This is a genomic window from Flavobacterium anseongense, from assembly GCF_021608185.1.
In the GTDB taxonomy this organism is placed as follows: Bacteria; Bacteroidota; Bacteroidia; order Flavobacteriales; family Flavobacteriaceae; genus Flavobacterium; species Flavobacterium anseongense.
Genome location: NZ_JAKIHN010000003.1, coordinates 120,686 through 135,908, shown reverse-complemented (window position 1 = coordinate 135,908; position 15,223 = coordinate 120,686). Strand labels below are relative to the sequence as shown.

The 15,223-nt window shown below is 34.1% G+C and carries 12 protein-coding genes; 1 reads left to right on the top strand and 11 read right to left on the bottom strand.

The annotated features are described in order from the left end of the window. Genes L1S35_RS05740 through surE form a run of 4 tightly spaced genes read right to left on the bottom strand, consistent with a single transcriptional unit; the run spans window position 1 to window position 4,703 of the window. The gene (locus L1S35_RS05740) at window positions 1-2,031 is read right to left on the bottom strand and encodes a ComEC/Rec2 family competence protein (RefSeq protein WP_236397707.1); all 2,031 of its coding nucleotides are present in this window, start codon (window positions 2,029-2,031) and stop codon (window positions 1-3) included. Window positions 2,032-2,070: 39 nt separating this feature from the next. Then, the gene (locus L1S35_RS05735) at window positions 2,071-2,721 is read right to left on the bottom strand and encodes a C40 family peptidase (protein WP_236397705.1); all 651 of its coding nucleotides are present in this window, start codon (window positions 2,719-2,721) and stop codon (window positions 2,071-2,073) included. Window positions 2,722-2,768: 47 nt separating this feature from the next. Next, window positions 2,769-3,881 carry a lipid-A-disaccharide synthase gene (gene lpxB, locus L1S35_RS05730; protein WP_236397702.1) on the bottom strand — a complete coding sequence of 371 codons (1,113 nt, stop codon included), beginning with the start codon at window positions 3,879-3,881 and terminating at the stop codon, window positions 2,769-2,771. Window positions 3,882-3,932: 51 nt separating this feature from the next. Then, window positions 3,933-4,703, bottom strand: coding sequence for a 5'/3'-nucleotidase SurE (surE, locus tag L1S35_RS05725; protein WP_236397700.1), 771 nt, complete (start codon window positions 4,701-4,703; stop codon window positions 3,933-3,935). 203 nt (window positions 4,704-4,906) lie between these two features. Between surE and L1S35_RS05720 the strand changes: the two genes are divergently transcribed. Continuing rightward, entirely contained in the window at window positions 4,907-7,177 is a 2,271-nt protein-coding gene (locus L1S35_RS05720) for a carboxy terminal-processing peptidase (protein WP_236397697.1), read from the top strand. A 55-nt stretch (window positions 7,178-7,232) separates the two neighbouring features. On the opposite strand, the gene L1S35_RS05715 is transcribed toward L1S35_RS05720, so the two are convergent. The 7 genes from L1S35_RS05715 to purH all read right to left on the bottom strand — a co-directional run bounded on the left by L1S35_RS05715 (window position 7,233) and on the right by purH (window position 15,124). Further along, window positions 7,233-7,778 carry a hypothetical protein gene (locus tag L1S35_RS05715; protein ID WP_236397694.1) on the bottom strand — a complete coding sequence of 182 codons (546 nt, stop codon included), beginning with the start codon at window positions 7,776-7,778 and terminating at the stop codon, window positions 7,233-7,235. A gap of 88 nt (window positions 7,779-7,866) precedes the next feature. Further along, a complete protein-coding gene (gene rodA / locus L1S35_RS05710) occupies window positions 7,867-9,126 on the bottom strand; it encodes a rod shape-determining protein RodA (protein ID WP_236397691.1) in 1,260 nt (419 codons plus the stop codon). An 11-nt stretch (window positions 9,127-9,137) separates the two neighbouring features. Further along, window positions 9,138-11,087, bottom strand: coding sequence for a penicillin-binding protein 2 (mrdA, locus tag L1S35_RS05705; protein WP_236397688.1), 1,950 nt, complete (start codon window positions 11,085-11,087; stop codon window positions 9,138-9,140). Further along, on the bottom strand, window positions 11,084-11,590 hold the full coding sequence (locus L1S35_RS05700) for a rod shape-determining protein MreD (RefSeq protein ID WP_236397685.1): 507 nt from the start codon (window positions 11,588-11,590) through the stop codon (window positions 11,084-11,086). The genes mrdA and L1S35_RS05700 overlap by 4 nt, the downstream gene beginning before the upstream one ends. Further along, window positions 11,583-12,410 (bottom strand): rod shape-determining protein MreC, encoded by an 828-nt coding sequence (gene mreC / locus L1S35_RS05695; protein ID WP_236397683.1) that lies wholly within the window; start codon window positions 12,408-12,410, stop codon window positions 11,583-11,585. The genes L1S35_RS05700 and mreC overlap by 8 nt, the downstream gene beginning before the upstream one ends. A gap of 105 nt (window positions 12,411-12,515) precedes the next feature. Then, entirely contained in the window at window positions 12,516-13,544 is a 1,029-nt protein-coding gene (locus tag L1S35_RS05690) for a rod shape-determining protein (RefSeq protein WP_236397682.1), read from the bottom strand. 53 nt (window positions 13,545-13,597) lie between these two features. After that, window positions 13,598-15,124, bottom strand: coding sequence for a bifunctional phosphoribosylaminoimidazolecarboxamide formyltransferase/IMP cyclohydrolase (purH, locus tag L1S35_RS05685; RefSeq protein WP_236397680.1), 1,527 nt, complete (start codon window positions 15,122-15,124; stop codon window positions 13,598-13,600). Window positions 15,125-15,223: the final 99 nt, after the last annotated feature.

The window sequence follows — 15,223 nt, the reverse complement described above, 5'->3', positions numbered from 1 at the left end:
TTAAATCTTATAGAATCCCTTTTCATTAGTGTTATAAAAAGGGATTTTTTCTTTTCTACACGTTGCTTCCCAAAGTTGGATATAGCTTTTAAAGTTTGAACCATCAACAACAATTTCTTTGGGTTTATAGGTTTTTAGCAAGCGTTGCATATTCAGTTTTGGGGATTGAATAATAACTAAAATATCAGGTTGAATATCTTTTGTGTAAATACTCGAACTGTCTATGATTAGTATTTTCTGATGTTTGAAAAACAGTAAGTTTTGCAGTGGTTTTTTCGTTTTAGCTTCACTAAAATTTCCAATCAAGTAGGATTGGATAAGTAAATTGGAACTCAAGTTTTTCTGAATACTGTCGTTGCTGTAAATCGTTACAGCATTGCCAATTCTTTCGGTTATGATAGAGTTCTTTTTGCAATTGAAAATGATTAGTTCTTCCTTGTTTTGAGTTTCCGTTTTCTGAATAATAAAAATAATTTGTAACCAAAGAATACTTGTAAAAGCAATTGATAGTCTTCTAAAAGTTGGTTTTTTAATCCACAAAATGATTAGAATAATTGCCAAATAAGAACTCCACAACATCGCTGTTGAAAATGAAATATTTTTAAAAACAAACGCATCAAAGGAAGCAACCCAATGAATAATTGTATTCAGAAAGGCAATCAGGAACTCAATTGGTTTTGCAATAAATTCAGGAACTGTATGGAACGTAGCAATCAAAACAGCCAAAACTCCAACTGCCATAATTAAACCAAGTAAAGGCAGTATCAGCAAATTGGTTACAAAAAACAATCCGGGAAATTGATGAAAATAATAAATACTTAAAGGCATAGCTCCAATTTGCGCCGCAAATGAAACCGTGATAATATTCCAAAAGTAGATGATGATTTTGTTTTTTGGTTGCCAAATGTTTGATAAAATAGGTTGTAACCAAATGATAAAAAACAAAGCAATATAGCTCAACTGAAATCCAACATCAAACAAAAAGGAAGGTTTGAAAAGCAGAATCAGCAGCATTGAAACCAGCAGCGTATGGTAAATGTTTACGGTTCTTCTTAAATGAATTCCAATCGCAAGAAAAGAAAACATGGTAACCGAACGGACGATTGAAGGCGATAAACCAGCCAAAATGGCAAATGACCAAAGTGACAAAACAATGATAAGTAATTTCAACAGAGAACCTTTTCTCGAGTTGCTAATTGGTTTTAGCAAAAAGGTAATAAACAGCATAATAAAGCCAACATGCAAACCGGAAACTGACAAAACATGAACGGCACCGGCATATTGATAATCCTTCAAAACTTCGGGAGAAATATCTTGTTGTTGTCCTAGAATCAAGGCATTCAAAACATTTAATTCTTCCTTTGCAATAGCGGAATGTTCTAAATTTGAAATAATAGTTTCCCTAAAGTTTGAAAAACCTGACCACAAACTCGACTCATAATTTCCAATTTCTATTTGATTCGGTTTGGCATAAACCTGAGCATATATTTCCTGATTTTCAAGATACTTACCATAATTAAACACATTAGGATTTAAAGGATTTTTGTTTTTAAAAACAATTCCGATTACCTTTAAATGTGAGCCGATTTTAAGATTCCGGACTGTATCTTTTTTTGCAATATTGAGAATGATTTTCCCCAAACTTCTTTCGCCATCAAGCTCTTTTATATTGCCTATATATCGATAGTTTTTTTTAGTGTTTTTTAGCTTTTCCTCCAACAGCAAATCCATCTTATGAACTTTTTCATAATCAGTAATTTGATTGGTATAATGATAAGGGTTTGAATTTTCTTTATGAATGAGTGCTGTTGAAATACCAACAAATAATGATACTAGAAATACAAGACTTCCAAAAATGATTTTGTGAAAATGATTTTTTTGAATGTAAAGAGTAGAAATATATAAAGCAATTAATCCAAATGCCAAACCACAAACCACAAAAACCTGACTCAGACTTACTATTCGAAACAAAAGTAGTCCAAATAGAAATCCGATAAATATTCTTGCTAATGGGAATTGTAAGATTTTCACATCATAAATGTACGTAAAAATTCAATTCTTGAAAGAAAATTATTCTATAATTCTGTTGATTTGTTTAAAAGTTCTTTCGTAATACGATTCTTTTAAAGAGGAAATGATTACACCGCCATTTGTAGCAGAATGAATAAATTTAATCTCATCGCCATTTATTTCGACTATCATTCCAACGTGATTAATTCGTCTTTGACCTCTATTGATAAAGAAAATTAAATCACCTTTTTTGGCGTTTTGTGGATTAATTTGTTTTCCCACTTCTGCCATTTCGTGTGAAGAACGAGGAAGCGTAATGTCAAATTTTTTGAAAGTAGCATACATCAAACCTGAGCAATCAAAACCTGCTGAGGTTGTACCGCCGGCACGATAATTTACACCCAAATTATCCGAAGCACTGTTGATTAATTGCTCTGCCAAATAATTCGAATCTTCATTTGAAATTAGAATATCCGATTCATTTTGGTCATTTATTTTTGAAGCCTGCTTTTGTTTTGGTGCGGGATTAACATGTTTAGCGACTAACTCTCTTTTGTTTTTTTTATTATTGAGGGTATTATTTTTTACTAAAACAGGTTCAGTATAAATCCCTTTTTTTACAGCTACATCCTTTGAAGTTATGACGCTTGATGTTGGTTTACATGCAGTAAACACTAGGAAAATTGATGCTATGATTAAAAAACGTTTCAATAAAATAAATTTTTGCGAAGGTAAAACTTTGAAGCCGATTTAAAAAACTACTTTAAATCATTTAGGATTAATTTAGCAGTTTTTTCGCTGGCACCAATACCTCCAAGTTTGGACTCTAAATCGTCATATTTTTTCAATAACGCTTTTCTGTGGTTTTCTTCTAACAATTTAGAAAGTTCTAATTTTAGATTTTTAGAGTTGAATTTATCCTGAATAAGTTCGGTCACCACTTCTTCATCCATTATCAAATTGACTAATGAAATATACTTTAAAGTAATAATTCTTTTAGCGATTTGATAAGAAGCCCAACTTCCTTTATAGCAAACCACTTCGGGCACTTTGAACAAGGCAGTTTCCAAAGTTGCCGTTCCTGAAGTTACTAATGCTGCTGAAGCAATACTTAGTAAATCATAGGTTTTATTCGAAATAAACTTAACGTTTTTGGTCGTCAAAAACTGTTCGTAGAAATGATAGTCCTGACTTGGCGCACCGGCAATTACAAATTGATATTCGGGGAAATCGCTTACTATGCTTAACATAACGCTTAGCATTTTCGAGATTTCCTGTTTCCGGCTTCCGGGAAGAATGGCGATTATAGGTTTTTCGTCTAAATTATTTTCTCTTCTAAAGGAAACTTCATCTGTTTTAACGCGATTGTGAATGGCGTCAATCAAAGGATGACCGACAAACTGAACCGGAAAATGATGCTTTACTTCAAAAAAATCTTTTTCAAAAGGAAGAATAACAAACAGTTTGTCAAAATCTCTTTTTACGGCTTTGATTCGATTTTCTTTCCATGCCCAAATTTGTGGCGCAATATAGTAATGGGTTTTGATACCTTTTTGTTTCGCCCATTTGGCAATACGCATATTAAAACCCGGATAATCAATAAAAATAATCACATCAGGATTGAATTTTTCAATATCGGCTTTACAGATTTTGATATTATTGAGTATGGTTTTTAAATTCATCACCACTTCAGCAAAACCCATAAACGCCAATTCTCGGTAATGTTTTACCAAAGTTCCGCCAACATTTTGCATCAAATCACCGCCCCAAAAACGAATATCGGCAGAAGCATCTTCTTTATATAGTGCTTTCATTAAATTAGAACCGTGTAAATCGCCCGAAGCTTCGCCGGCAATGATGTAATATTTCATTTTATGCGTGTTTATTTTTATAGGTAAAAAATGCAGTCGCTAACGCTCGTGTCATAAATTCCAAGTGTTAAGTTGGGCAATTGTATGATGCGCCGTTAAATCAAATTGTACCGGAACTATCGAAATATAACCGTGTGCCAAAGCCCATTCATCAGTATCTTCACCTTTGTCCTGATTGACAAATTCACCTGTTAACCAATAATAATCTTTGCCATAAGGTGTTTGTCGCTTGTCAAATTTTTCCATCCAAATGGCTTTCGCCTGACGGCAAATTTTAATTCCTTTAATTTCGTTAGTTTTTAGTTTTGGAAAATTAACATTCAAAACAGTTCCTTCCGTTAGTTTTTTTGCCAAAACCTCTAAAGCAATTTTTTTGATGTAGGGTTTTATTTGTTCAAAATCAGCATTCCAATCATAATCCAACAAAGAGAAACCAATGGCGGGAATTCCTTCAATTCCGGCTTCAACAGCAGCACTCATCGTTCCGGAATAGATAACATTAATCGATGAATTTGAACCGTGATTAACGCCAGACACACACAAATCGGGTTTCTTTTTCAGGATTTCATTTACTGCCAATTTCACACAATCAACAGGAGTTCCTGAGCAACTGTATTCTGTAATGGCTGAATTTTCGGCAGAAATTTTATTCAAATAGATAGTGCTGTTGATGGTAATTGCATGTCCCATGGCGCTTTGCGGACTATCCGGAGCCACGACTATCACTTCGCCAATTTCTGCCATAACTGAAATTAAGGCACGAATTCCGGGAGCATTTATGCCGTCATCGTTGGTAACTAAAATGGTTGGTTTGTTGGTCATTTTTTGTAATTGTGTAACTAGCACAGTTTTTGTGCGACTTATGTTCAGCAAAATTAAACTATTTTTAAGATTAGTAAAGCTGCATTTTCATAACTTTGAACCTGCATGCGTTGCAAATCAATGAGAATAACAATTTTTAACAAAAAATTATCTAGTCTGGAAATGCTTGGCATAGTTTTTTGTTTACTTTAGATTAATAATTAATGAATAAAATAATTCAATTTATGAAAAGAAACTATAAAGTGCTTCTGGTAATTACGTTGTTATCAGTGGCGTTGTGGAGTTTTATGCCAAAAGAGAAATCTTCTGACCCCGAGAAAGATAAAATGTTGATAGAATTATTGACGTTCGTAATCGAAAAAGGGCATTACAATCCGGCAGCTATTGATGACACTTTTTCAAAAGGTGTTTATAAAGATTATTTGAATGCCTTAGATCCTTCTAAAAGATTCTTTTTGCAATCGGATATTGATGAGTTTGCCAAATACGAAACTCAAATTGACGACCAAATCAAAAACAAAGATTTGACTTTTTTTGATTTGACTTACAGTCGACTAATGAAGAGAATGGAAGAAAGTAAATCCTATTACAAGTTGGCTTTAGAAAAACCATTTGATTACAAAAAATTGGAATCTATAAATACTGATTACGAGAAATTACCATTCTGTAAAAATGAACAAGAACTAAAAGAAAGATGGCGTTTGCAGGTGAAATTATCTACTTTGTCCTCATTAGTTGAGAAACAAAAATTAGAAGAAGATTTAGCCAAAGATAAAAACAAGACTTTAGAGGAAAAGTTAAAAGACTTTAGAGCTAATCAAGGGGATAAACTTACACCCGAATCGGAAAAGAAATTTATTGCTGATGTTGAAAAAAGAAAAAATCAAGCGCCAAAAACGTATGAGCAACTTGAAAAAGAAACCAGAGAAAGTACACTTAATTCTTTAAATGATAACTTCAGTTTTATCAAAGATTTGGATAGAGAAGATTGGTTTTCTGTATATGTAAATGCAATTGCCTCCCGCTTTGATCCACATACTTCTTATTTTGGCGCAAGCGAAAAAGAAAAATTTGATGTGAGCATGAGCGGAAAATTAGAAGGAATTGGTGCTCGTTTGCAAAAGAAAAATGATTTTACAGAGATTACAGAATTAATTTCCGGTGGTCCTGCATGGAGAGGGAAAGAGCTTGAGGCGGGTGACATAGTACTTAAAGTAGCTCAAGCTGATGCCGAACCTGTAGATGTTGTTGGGATGCGTTTAGATGATGTTGTCAAAAAAATAAAAGGACCAAAAGGAACAGAAGTTCGTTTAACAGTGAAGAAAACAGATGGTTCTATAAAAGTGATTACCATTATTCGTGATCAGGTTGAAATTGAGGAAACATATGTAAAATCCAGCGTTGTTGAAAAAGATGGCTTTAAATATGGAATAATTTATTTGCCGAAATTCTATATCGATTTTGAAGACCAAAACAGCCGTGATGCCGGAAAAGATGTTGCGATAGAAGTAGAGCGATTAAAAAAAGAAGGTGTTCAGGGAATTGTAATGGATGTAAGAGATAATGGAGGAGGTTCTTTAAAAACGGTGGTTGATATTGCGGGATTATTTATTGAGCAAGGACCAATCGTTCAAATTAAATCTGCAGCCGGAAAAAAAGAAGTGCTCTATGACAGAGATTCGAAAGTACAATGGGATGGTCCGTTGGTAGTTATGATTAATGAATTTTCAGCTTCAGCTTCAGAGATTTTGGCGGCCGCTATTCAGGATTACAAACGCGGTGTAGTTATTGGAAGTAAGCAGTCTTACGGAAAAGGAACTGTTCAAAACGTAATCGATTTAAATCAGTTTGTTCGTGGAAGTACTTACGGAGATTTGGGAGCGCTAAAAACGACAACTCAAAAGTTCTACAGAATAAACGGTGGTTCTACTCAGTTAGAAGGAGTGAAAAGTGATATTGCTATTCCGGACAGATATTCTTATTTGAAAATGGGAGAAAGAGATATTGACAACGCTATGCCATGGGACAAAATTGATCCGGCAGATTATAAAATTTGGGATAAGCAAAACAATTTTGATTTAGCCATAGCAAAAAGCAGAGAAAGAATGAGCAACAATGCTCAATTGAAACTGATCGATGATAATGCAAAATGGCTTGACCAAAGAAATAAAGAAAACGTTTATAGCCTAAACATTGATAAATTCAAGGCAGAACAAAAAGCATTAGACGAAAAAAACAAAAAATACAAACCAATTGTTGATTACAAAAACGCGTTTGATTTTAACTCACTTCCTTATGAAGTAGAAGAAATGAATAAAGATTCTGTCTTAAAAGAGAAACGTGACAGATGGCATGAAAGTCTGTCAAAAGATATCTATATCGAAGAAGCAATTCATATTTTAAACGATTTGCAATCGGAGAATAATAAAGGATTGACAACGAAAATTAAGAAAGATAAATTAGTAAAATCATAATTTTATTTTATTGTAGAAAAGAAAAAGCCACCAATAATTGGTGGCTTTTTTATGATTAACCTCTTAATTTGTTGAGCTTCTTTTCTGTTTTATCAATGTCTTGTTGTAATTCTTGTATTTTTATTTGTTGTTTACTGATTTTGATATTCTCTTTTTCAATTTCTATTTCAGATAGTTTTCCTTTTCGTTTACTCTTTTCAAATTTGGATTGCATTTTTTCAAGCCTTTCCTTTTCTCTATTGAGTTTTTCCTTTGTCTTAATTAAATCCTTTTCAGAATCTGCAATTTTGTCTTGTCTTTTTTCGAAACGTCTTTGCTCTTTTTCTAATTTTCTTTGTTCTTTTTCTACAGCTTTGGCTTCTTTCTCTGCTTGTGCTTTAATTCTTTCAGCTTCTTTTTGTGTTTCTAATGTAGCTTTTTGGATTTCTAAAATTTGTTGATCCGTAAGAACCGGAGTTGTTTTTTCTTTGAGAGCAGCATCAACCTGTACTTGTTTTAAAGCAACAGTATCTACTGGTTTTACAGTTGTGTTATTTTCTTCCTGTGCCATTACAGGGACAAGTTTTAGAATAAAAAGGAAGGTGATAATTTTTAGTTTCATAATTATGAATTTAAATGAATACTAAAGGTAAGGAGAAACTATGCCTTATAAAAATGAGTTGAAATTTTTAAGCAAAACTTTAACGTAGTTACCACTCATTTACTTTATTGGCATCCATTTTTAGGAAGATAAAAAGTAAAATAGTAAAACCCCAAAGTCCGGAACCACCATAAGAAAAGAAAGGAAGCGGAACACCAATTGTTGGGAATATACCAGCCACCATAGCAATATTTACAAAAAAGTGAATAAACAATATTCCTGCGACACAATAGCCATATACTCGGCTAAACTTGGTTTTTTGCCTTTCGGCCAAATAGATAATACGGATGATTAAACAAAGGAAAAGACCAATTACAAAAAGACAACCTAAAAATCCCCATTCTTCACCAACGGTTGTAAAAATATAATCGGTGTGTTGTTCCGGTACGAAACCGCCTTTTGTTTGAGTGCCTTCAAGGTATCCTTTGCCAAACCAACCACCGGAACCGATAGCAATTTCAGATTGATTGGTGTTATAACCAATACCTTTCATATCGACTTCTTTTCCCAAAAGAATATTAAATCTATCTCGGTGATGCTGTTTGAAAACATTGTTAAAAACATAATCAACCGAAAAGACAAAGCCACCAACCATCACAAAAACCATTGTGCTCAATATCCAGTTTCTGTTTATGATACGGCTTCTGTAATATATAAAAAGGATTACGGCTAAAGCGATTCCGGTCAACACTATGGGTTTTATGACTAAAGCTAATACAAATAAAATTAATGCAATAAATCCTGTCCAAACATACCAGGAGGGCAATCCTTCACGGTATAAAACCAATATGAAAACGCTATAAATTAAGGCACTTCCGGGATCATGAGGGACAATTAATAATATGGGCAGAAAAAGAATTCCCAAGACTTGTATTTGCCTGTTTAAATCTTTTAAATTGACCTGAACATCGCTCAGATATTTTGCCAATGCCAAAGCAGTTGCGGCTTTTACAAACTCCGAAGGCTGTATTCCAAACGCCCCGAAAGAATACCAGTTGGCTTGACCTTTTATGGTTTTTCCGAAAACAAATAAACCTGCTAATGAAAAAAGGCCAATAACATAAATCACACTCGAGAACTTTTCATAAAACTTTCCGTCAACGGATAGCACAACAAATATTAACGGAATTGTAAGGATAATAAACATGAATTGTTTACCGTATATTTGAGTAAAGTCAAAAATCGAAGCTTCCTCTTCTATAGAAGATAATGAAGATGAATAGATATTCAGCCAACCCATTATCACTAAAGTGAAATAGATAACAATACTTATCCAGTCTAGATTATTGGTTACACTTTGATTTTTCATTTTCTTAGAAATTAATTTCTTTTGGCAGTATCAATTTTAACTTCTGGTTTTACTATAATTGGTTTAGCTACGATTGGTTTTACGGGACCATCAATTTTTGATTTAATCAATGTATCTACAATAGCATTTGGATAATATTTATTGTATTCACCTTGAAGACTTCCTTCCAACATTCGTTTTTCTAAATCGGTTCGGGTAATTTTTCTTTTGATATATTTTTCAATCATCAAACTCGTAATTGGCCCGGCCCAACGTGCTCCCCAATAGCCATTTTCAACAAAAACAGCAATTGCAATTTTGGGATTATCCTTAGGTGCAAAAGCCACAAAAATAGAGTGATCCTGAAGTTTTACCCTTTTGCCATTAATTTTCGCAAAATTTTCTGCGGTTCCGGTTTTCCCGCAAATCTCAATGCCTTCCACATTTAAACCGTGAGCTGTTCCCATATTATAAACATCAAATAAACCGTTAATCATTGGCTCGAAATACTTTTTGTTTACTGTAGTGACATGTTTGGTCGTGAACTTTTTATCAATTTTATGACCTTTGATTTTTTTAATGATATGAGGCGTATAATAATAACCACGATTAGCAACAATAGCAATCATGTTAGCCAATTGAATTGGAGTCATTAAAACTTCCCCTTGACCAATAGCATTAGAAACAATCGTCTTGCTTGACCAACCCCAACCCGGATACATTTTTTTATAGGTTTTAGATGTAGGAAGGTTACCCTTTTTTCCGGTTGGCAAATCATAACCCATAAACTGCCCTAAACCAAAACTTTTCAAATGGTTGCTCCATACATCAACACCTTTTGGCGGATTGCCATATTTATCTATAGTTCTCATGTATGAAGTCGAGAAGAAAGTATTGCAGGATTCATAAATTCCACGATGCAATTGTAAGGTACCACCGTGACAGTGACATTTCATAAATCGGCCGGGAGCATAACTGAATCCGTGATGGCAATTGACAGAAAAATTCTCGTCGATTACACCTTCCTGTAAAGCCACTAATCCTGTTAGAATCTTGAATGGTGAACCGGGTGTGTACTCTGCCAATAATCCTCTGTCGTACAAAGGTTTTGCAATCGAATCTTTGTATAAGGTAGTGTAGTTTTTAGAACGTTGTCTTCCCACCAAGATTGCAGGATCGTATGACGGCGCAGTTACTAAAGCTAAAATTTCACCGGTTTTTGGTTCGATGGCTACAATTCCACCTCGTTTGTTAATCATTAATTCTTCGCCATATTTTTGGAGTTCGGCATCAATACTCAAAGTAATATCGCTTCCCTGTACGGCAATTGTATCAAATCTTCCTTCTTTGTAGGAACCAATATCTCGGTTGTATTTGTCTTTTTGGATGTATTTCACTCCTTTTATTCCACGTAAAAAATCTTCGTAACTTTCTTCAACACCTTGTCTTCCGATTAAATCGCCGCTATTGTAATACTTGTTTTTTTGAATAATTTTATCATTCACCTGAGTGATAAATCCAAAAACATTAGCGCCAAAAGCCACTTGATAATCTCTTAAAGCACGTTTCTGAATATAAAATCCTGTAAAATTACGCTCTACTTCCTGAAAAGCAGCATACTCTTTTTTATTCAGTTGCGATAGAAAAACAGAAGGAAGTCTGGGACTGTATACTTTGGCTTTGGCAACCTTTTTAAGAAAATCTTCTTTAGTGATTTTTAGTAATGAACAGAATTCGGTTGTATCCAAATCTTTGATATCTTTTGGAATAACCATAATATCATACGAAGGCTGATTGGCAACTAAAAGTTTACCATTTCTATCATAAATATAACCACGTTCAGGATAATCATAACTGATTTTGATGGCGTTATTATCTGATTTTAATTTAAGAGTATCGTCAATTACTTGTAAATAAAAAAGGCGTAAAACAAGTAAAATTGTAGAAATAAAAATAATTGTGGGCAACAAAACCTTTCTCATCGCTTATTTGGCTTAATGATATAGATAATTATGATGCAAGTGATAATGGTGAAAACGGTACTCAGTACGGTTCGAACTAAAATATCCCAAAGGAAACTCATTTTGAAAACCTCTAAAACAAAAAGTACAAAGTGATGTAGTACAACGGCAATTAGTAAAAATGAAAATCGCTCAGGAGTTAATACATCATTGAGCTTAACGGTTTGATATTCATAACTCAAACCAAATGAAAATTTAAAAATGGCTGGTCTGTAGTATGCAAGAATTAAACATGCCGCGGCATGAACTCCACCCGAATTCCAAAACATATCCATCAGTAATCCTAAGAAAAAACTAGCTGCTAATAAACCGCTTTTGTTTCCGTTTACAGGATATAAAATAATGAAAAGCACGTAGGGAAACGGATTGATAAATCCAAAAAGATCAATTCGGTTGAATATCAAAACTTGTGCTGCAAGCAACAAAATGAAACGGGCTATATTTCCTAACAAAGCACTATTCATCTTTCTTACTTTGATTTTCTAAATTGGTAATTTCTTCAGTGTCTTTGTTTTTAATAATATAAACATGTCCCAAATTGGTCATATCATTAAACAGCCTAATGTCTAAAGTATAGTAATTGGTTTCATCATCAATATACACTTTGTCGATGGTTCCGATTCCAATATTTTCAGGGAAGATAATTGATTGTCCGCCTGTTACAATGGTATCGCCTTTGCGAACTCCGGCTAATCTTGGGACATCGATTAACTGAACAAAACCGGTGCTTTTACCATTCCAAACCAAAGAGCCAAAGTGATTAGATTTTTTAATCTTGGCGTTAATTTTTGAATTCACATTCAAAACGCTAATGATGGTTGCGTAATTTTTAGAAGTCTTATCTACAATTCCAACAATTCCGGCGCTATTGATTACACCCATATTAGGTTTGATTCCAGAAGTGGCACCATTGTTAATAGTAAGATAGTTTTCCAAAGTGCTGTATGGATTTCGGATAACTTTAGAAACAATAATGTCGATTTTCTTAACGCCTTTTATAGAATCTATCTGCGGAAGTTTTGTGGTGTCTTTTTGGTTGAATAGGATTGATTTTAAACGAGCATTTTCTGCCGCTAATTCTTCATTTTGTTCTCTTAAACCAAAATATTCATCAACGTTATTTATCTTTTCATAAATACCGCCGGTAAAGAAATTGGCTGAACTTATGATTTTACTTTTATGATAAGAATGCGATTGAATTGTGAGCGAAAGCGATATTACCAAAAGCAGCAAAAACAGTAAGCGATTACTGTTTTTAAGTACAAAATTAAATATTTGCTGCATCGTAAAAAATTAAAAAATTTTTAAAATATCAAATTAAAAAATCCAAATCCCAAAAGCCTCATCTTAAAACCTAAATTGGAATTTGGAATTTATTTTATTTGGAATTTATTTAATGAGTATGCTTCTGAATTTCGGGATGTTTTTAAGTGCCATTCCCGTTCCTCGAACAACAGCTCTTAATGGATCTTCAGCAATATATACCGGTAAATCTGTTTTTTGAGAAATACGTTTGTCTAATCCTCTCAACATCGAACCTCCACCCGCAAGATAAATACCGGTGTTGTAAATATCGGCTGCTAATTCTGGTGGTGTTTGCGATAAAGTTTCCATAATAGCATCTTCAATACGTTGGATTGATTTATCTAATGCTTTTGAGATTTCTCTGTACGATACTTCAACCTGTTTTGGTTTACCGGTCAATAAATCTCTACCTTGAACTGACATATCATCCGGTGGTGTTTCTAAATCATCAGTCGCCGCACCAATTGTAATTTTGATTTTTTCTGCAGTGCTTTCACCCACAAATAAATTGTGTTGTGTTCTCATGTAATACACGATATCATTCGTGAAAACGTCACCTGCGATCTTAACTGATTTATCGCAAACAATTCCGCCCAAAGCGATAACTGCAATTTCAGTCGTTCCACCACCTATATCTACGATCATGTTTCCTTTAGGCTGCATAATATCGATACCAATACCAATTGCCGCAGCCATTGGTTCGTGGATTAAGTATACTTCTTTTCCGTTTACACGTTCACAACTTTCTTTTACCGCACGCATTTCTACTTCGGTTATTCCGGATGGAATACAAACGACCATTCGAAGTGCCGGAGTAAACATTTTTTTCTTTAAAGCAGGAATACTTTTGATAAACATCGAAATCATTTTTTCGGATGCATCAAAGTCGGCAATAACCCCATCTTTTAGCGGTCGTATGGTTTTTATGTTTTCATGTGTTTTTCCCTGCATCATGTTGGCTTCTTTTCCAACAGCGATAATTTTTCCCGATATTCGGTCTCTGGCAACAATTGAGGGGCTGTCAATTACAACTTTGTCGTTGTGTATTATCAGAGTGTTTGCGGTACCAAGGTCAATTGCAATATCCTCGGTCATGAAATCAAAAAATCCCATATAGTTTATTAGGGTTAATGTTTATAAAAATTTAACGCACAAAGTTAAACAAATTAATGTTTAAAATGACGTGTTCCGGTAAATACCATTGCAACTTTATTTTCGTTGCAAAAATTAATACTAAGCTCGTCTTTTATCGATCCACCAGGTTGAATAACTGCAGTAATTCCAGCGTTATGAGCGATTTCAACACAATCCGGGAAAGGAAAAAAAGCATCACTAGCCATTACTGCGCCATTCAAATCAAAGCCAAAAGTTGTCGCTTTTTCAATCGCTTGTTTCAACGCATCTACTCTCGAAGTCTGACCTGTTCCTGATGCTACTAATGTACTGTTTTTTGCAAATACAATCGTGTTTGATTTAGTATTTTTACAAATTTTTGATGCAAATAATAAATCATCTATTTCCTGCTGGGTTGGGGCTGAATTTGTAACGACTTTTAAGCCGTCTTTTGCATCAGTAATATTATTTCTGTCTTGAACCAATAACCCATTTAGACAAGTTCTTACCTGACGGTTTGGCAATTCCACATCATGCTGAATTAAAATAATTCTGTTTTTCTTTTCAGATAAAACGGCAATCGCTTCATCATCATAACTTGGTGCAATGACAACTTCACAAAAAAGTGAATTTATTTCATTAGCTGTAGCTAAATCTATTTTCCTGTTAGCAATCAAAACACCACCAAATGCTGAAGTTGGATCGCAAGCCAAAGCCGCCAGATAGGCATCTTTCATATTGTTTCTTGTAGCCAATCCGCAGGCATTGTTGTGTTTTAAAATGGCAAATGTTGGTTCGTTATTTTTGAATTCTAATATCAGATTCACAGCAGCATCAACATCTAACAAATTGTTATAAGATAATTCTTTGCCATGAACTTTGGTAAACATTTTATCAAATTCGCCAAAGAAGAAACCTTTCTGATGTGGGTTTTCACCATATCTCAAAACCTGACCTTCCGAAATGCTGGCCTTGAAAACTGTTTCGTCTTCATTAAAATAATTAAAGATTGCCGTGTCATAGTGAGAAGAAACATGGAATGCTTTCGATGCCAAAAGTTTCCTTTGCTCCAAAGAGGTAGCTCCGTTTTGAGTTGAAATAAAATCCAATAAAAGCGAATATTCATTTACCGAAGCGACTATAACAGTGTCTTTGAAGTTTTTGGCAGCAGCTCTTATTAGTGAAATTCCGCCAATGTCAATTTTTTCAATAATGTCCTGTTCACTTGCTCCTGAAGCAACCGTTTTTTCAAACGGATATAAATCGACAATCACCAAATCAATTTGTGGGATTTCAAAATCTTTCATTTGGGCAACATCGGTTTCGTTGTCCTGACGGTTTAGAATTCCGCCAAAGATTTTCGGATGCAAAGTCTTTACTCTTCCGCCAAGAATTTCAGGGAATGATGTAACTTCTTCAACAGGAACAACCGGAATTCCTAAATTGTTGATGAATTCTTCTGTTCCGCCTGTGGAATAAATCGTTACGTTTTGTTCGTGTAGTTTGCGAACTATCGGTTCTAATCCGTCTTTTGAAAAGACTGAAATCAGTGCCGATTGGATTGTTTTTGTAGTGCTCATGTTGTGTGTGTTGTGCCTGTCTGCCGACAGGTAGATTTAAGCCAACAAAAGTAGTTTTTTTACAGGCAAAATTCAAGCAAGAAGTGTAACAATATTTTA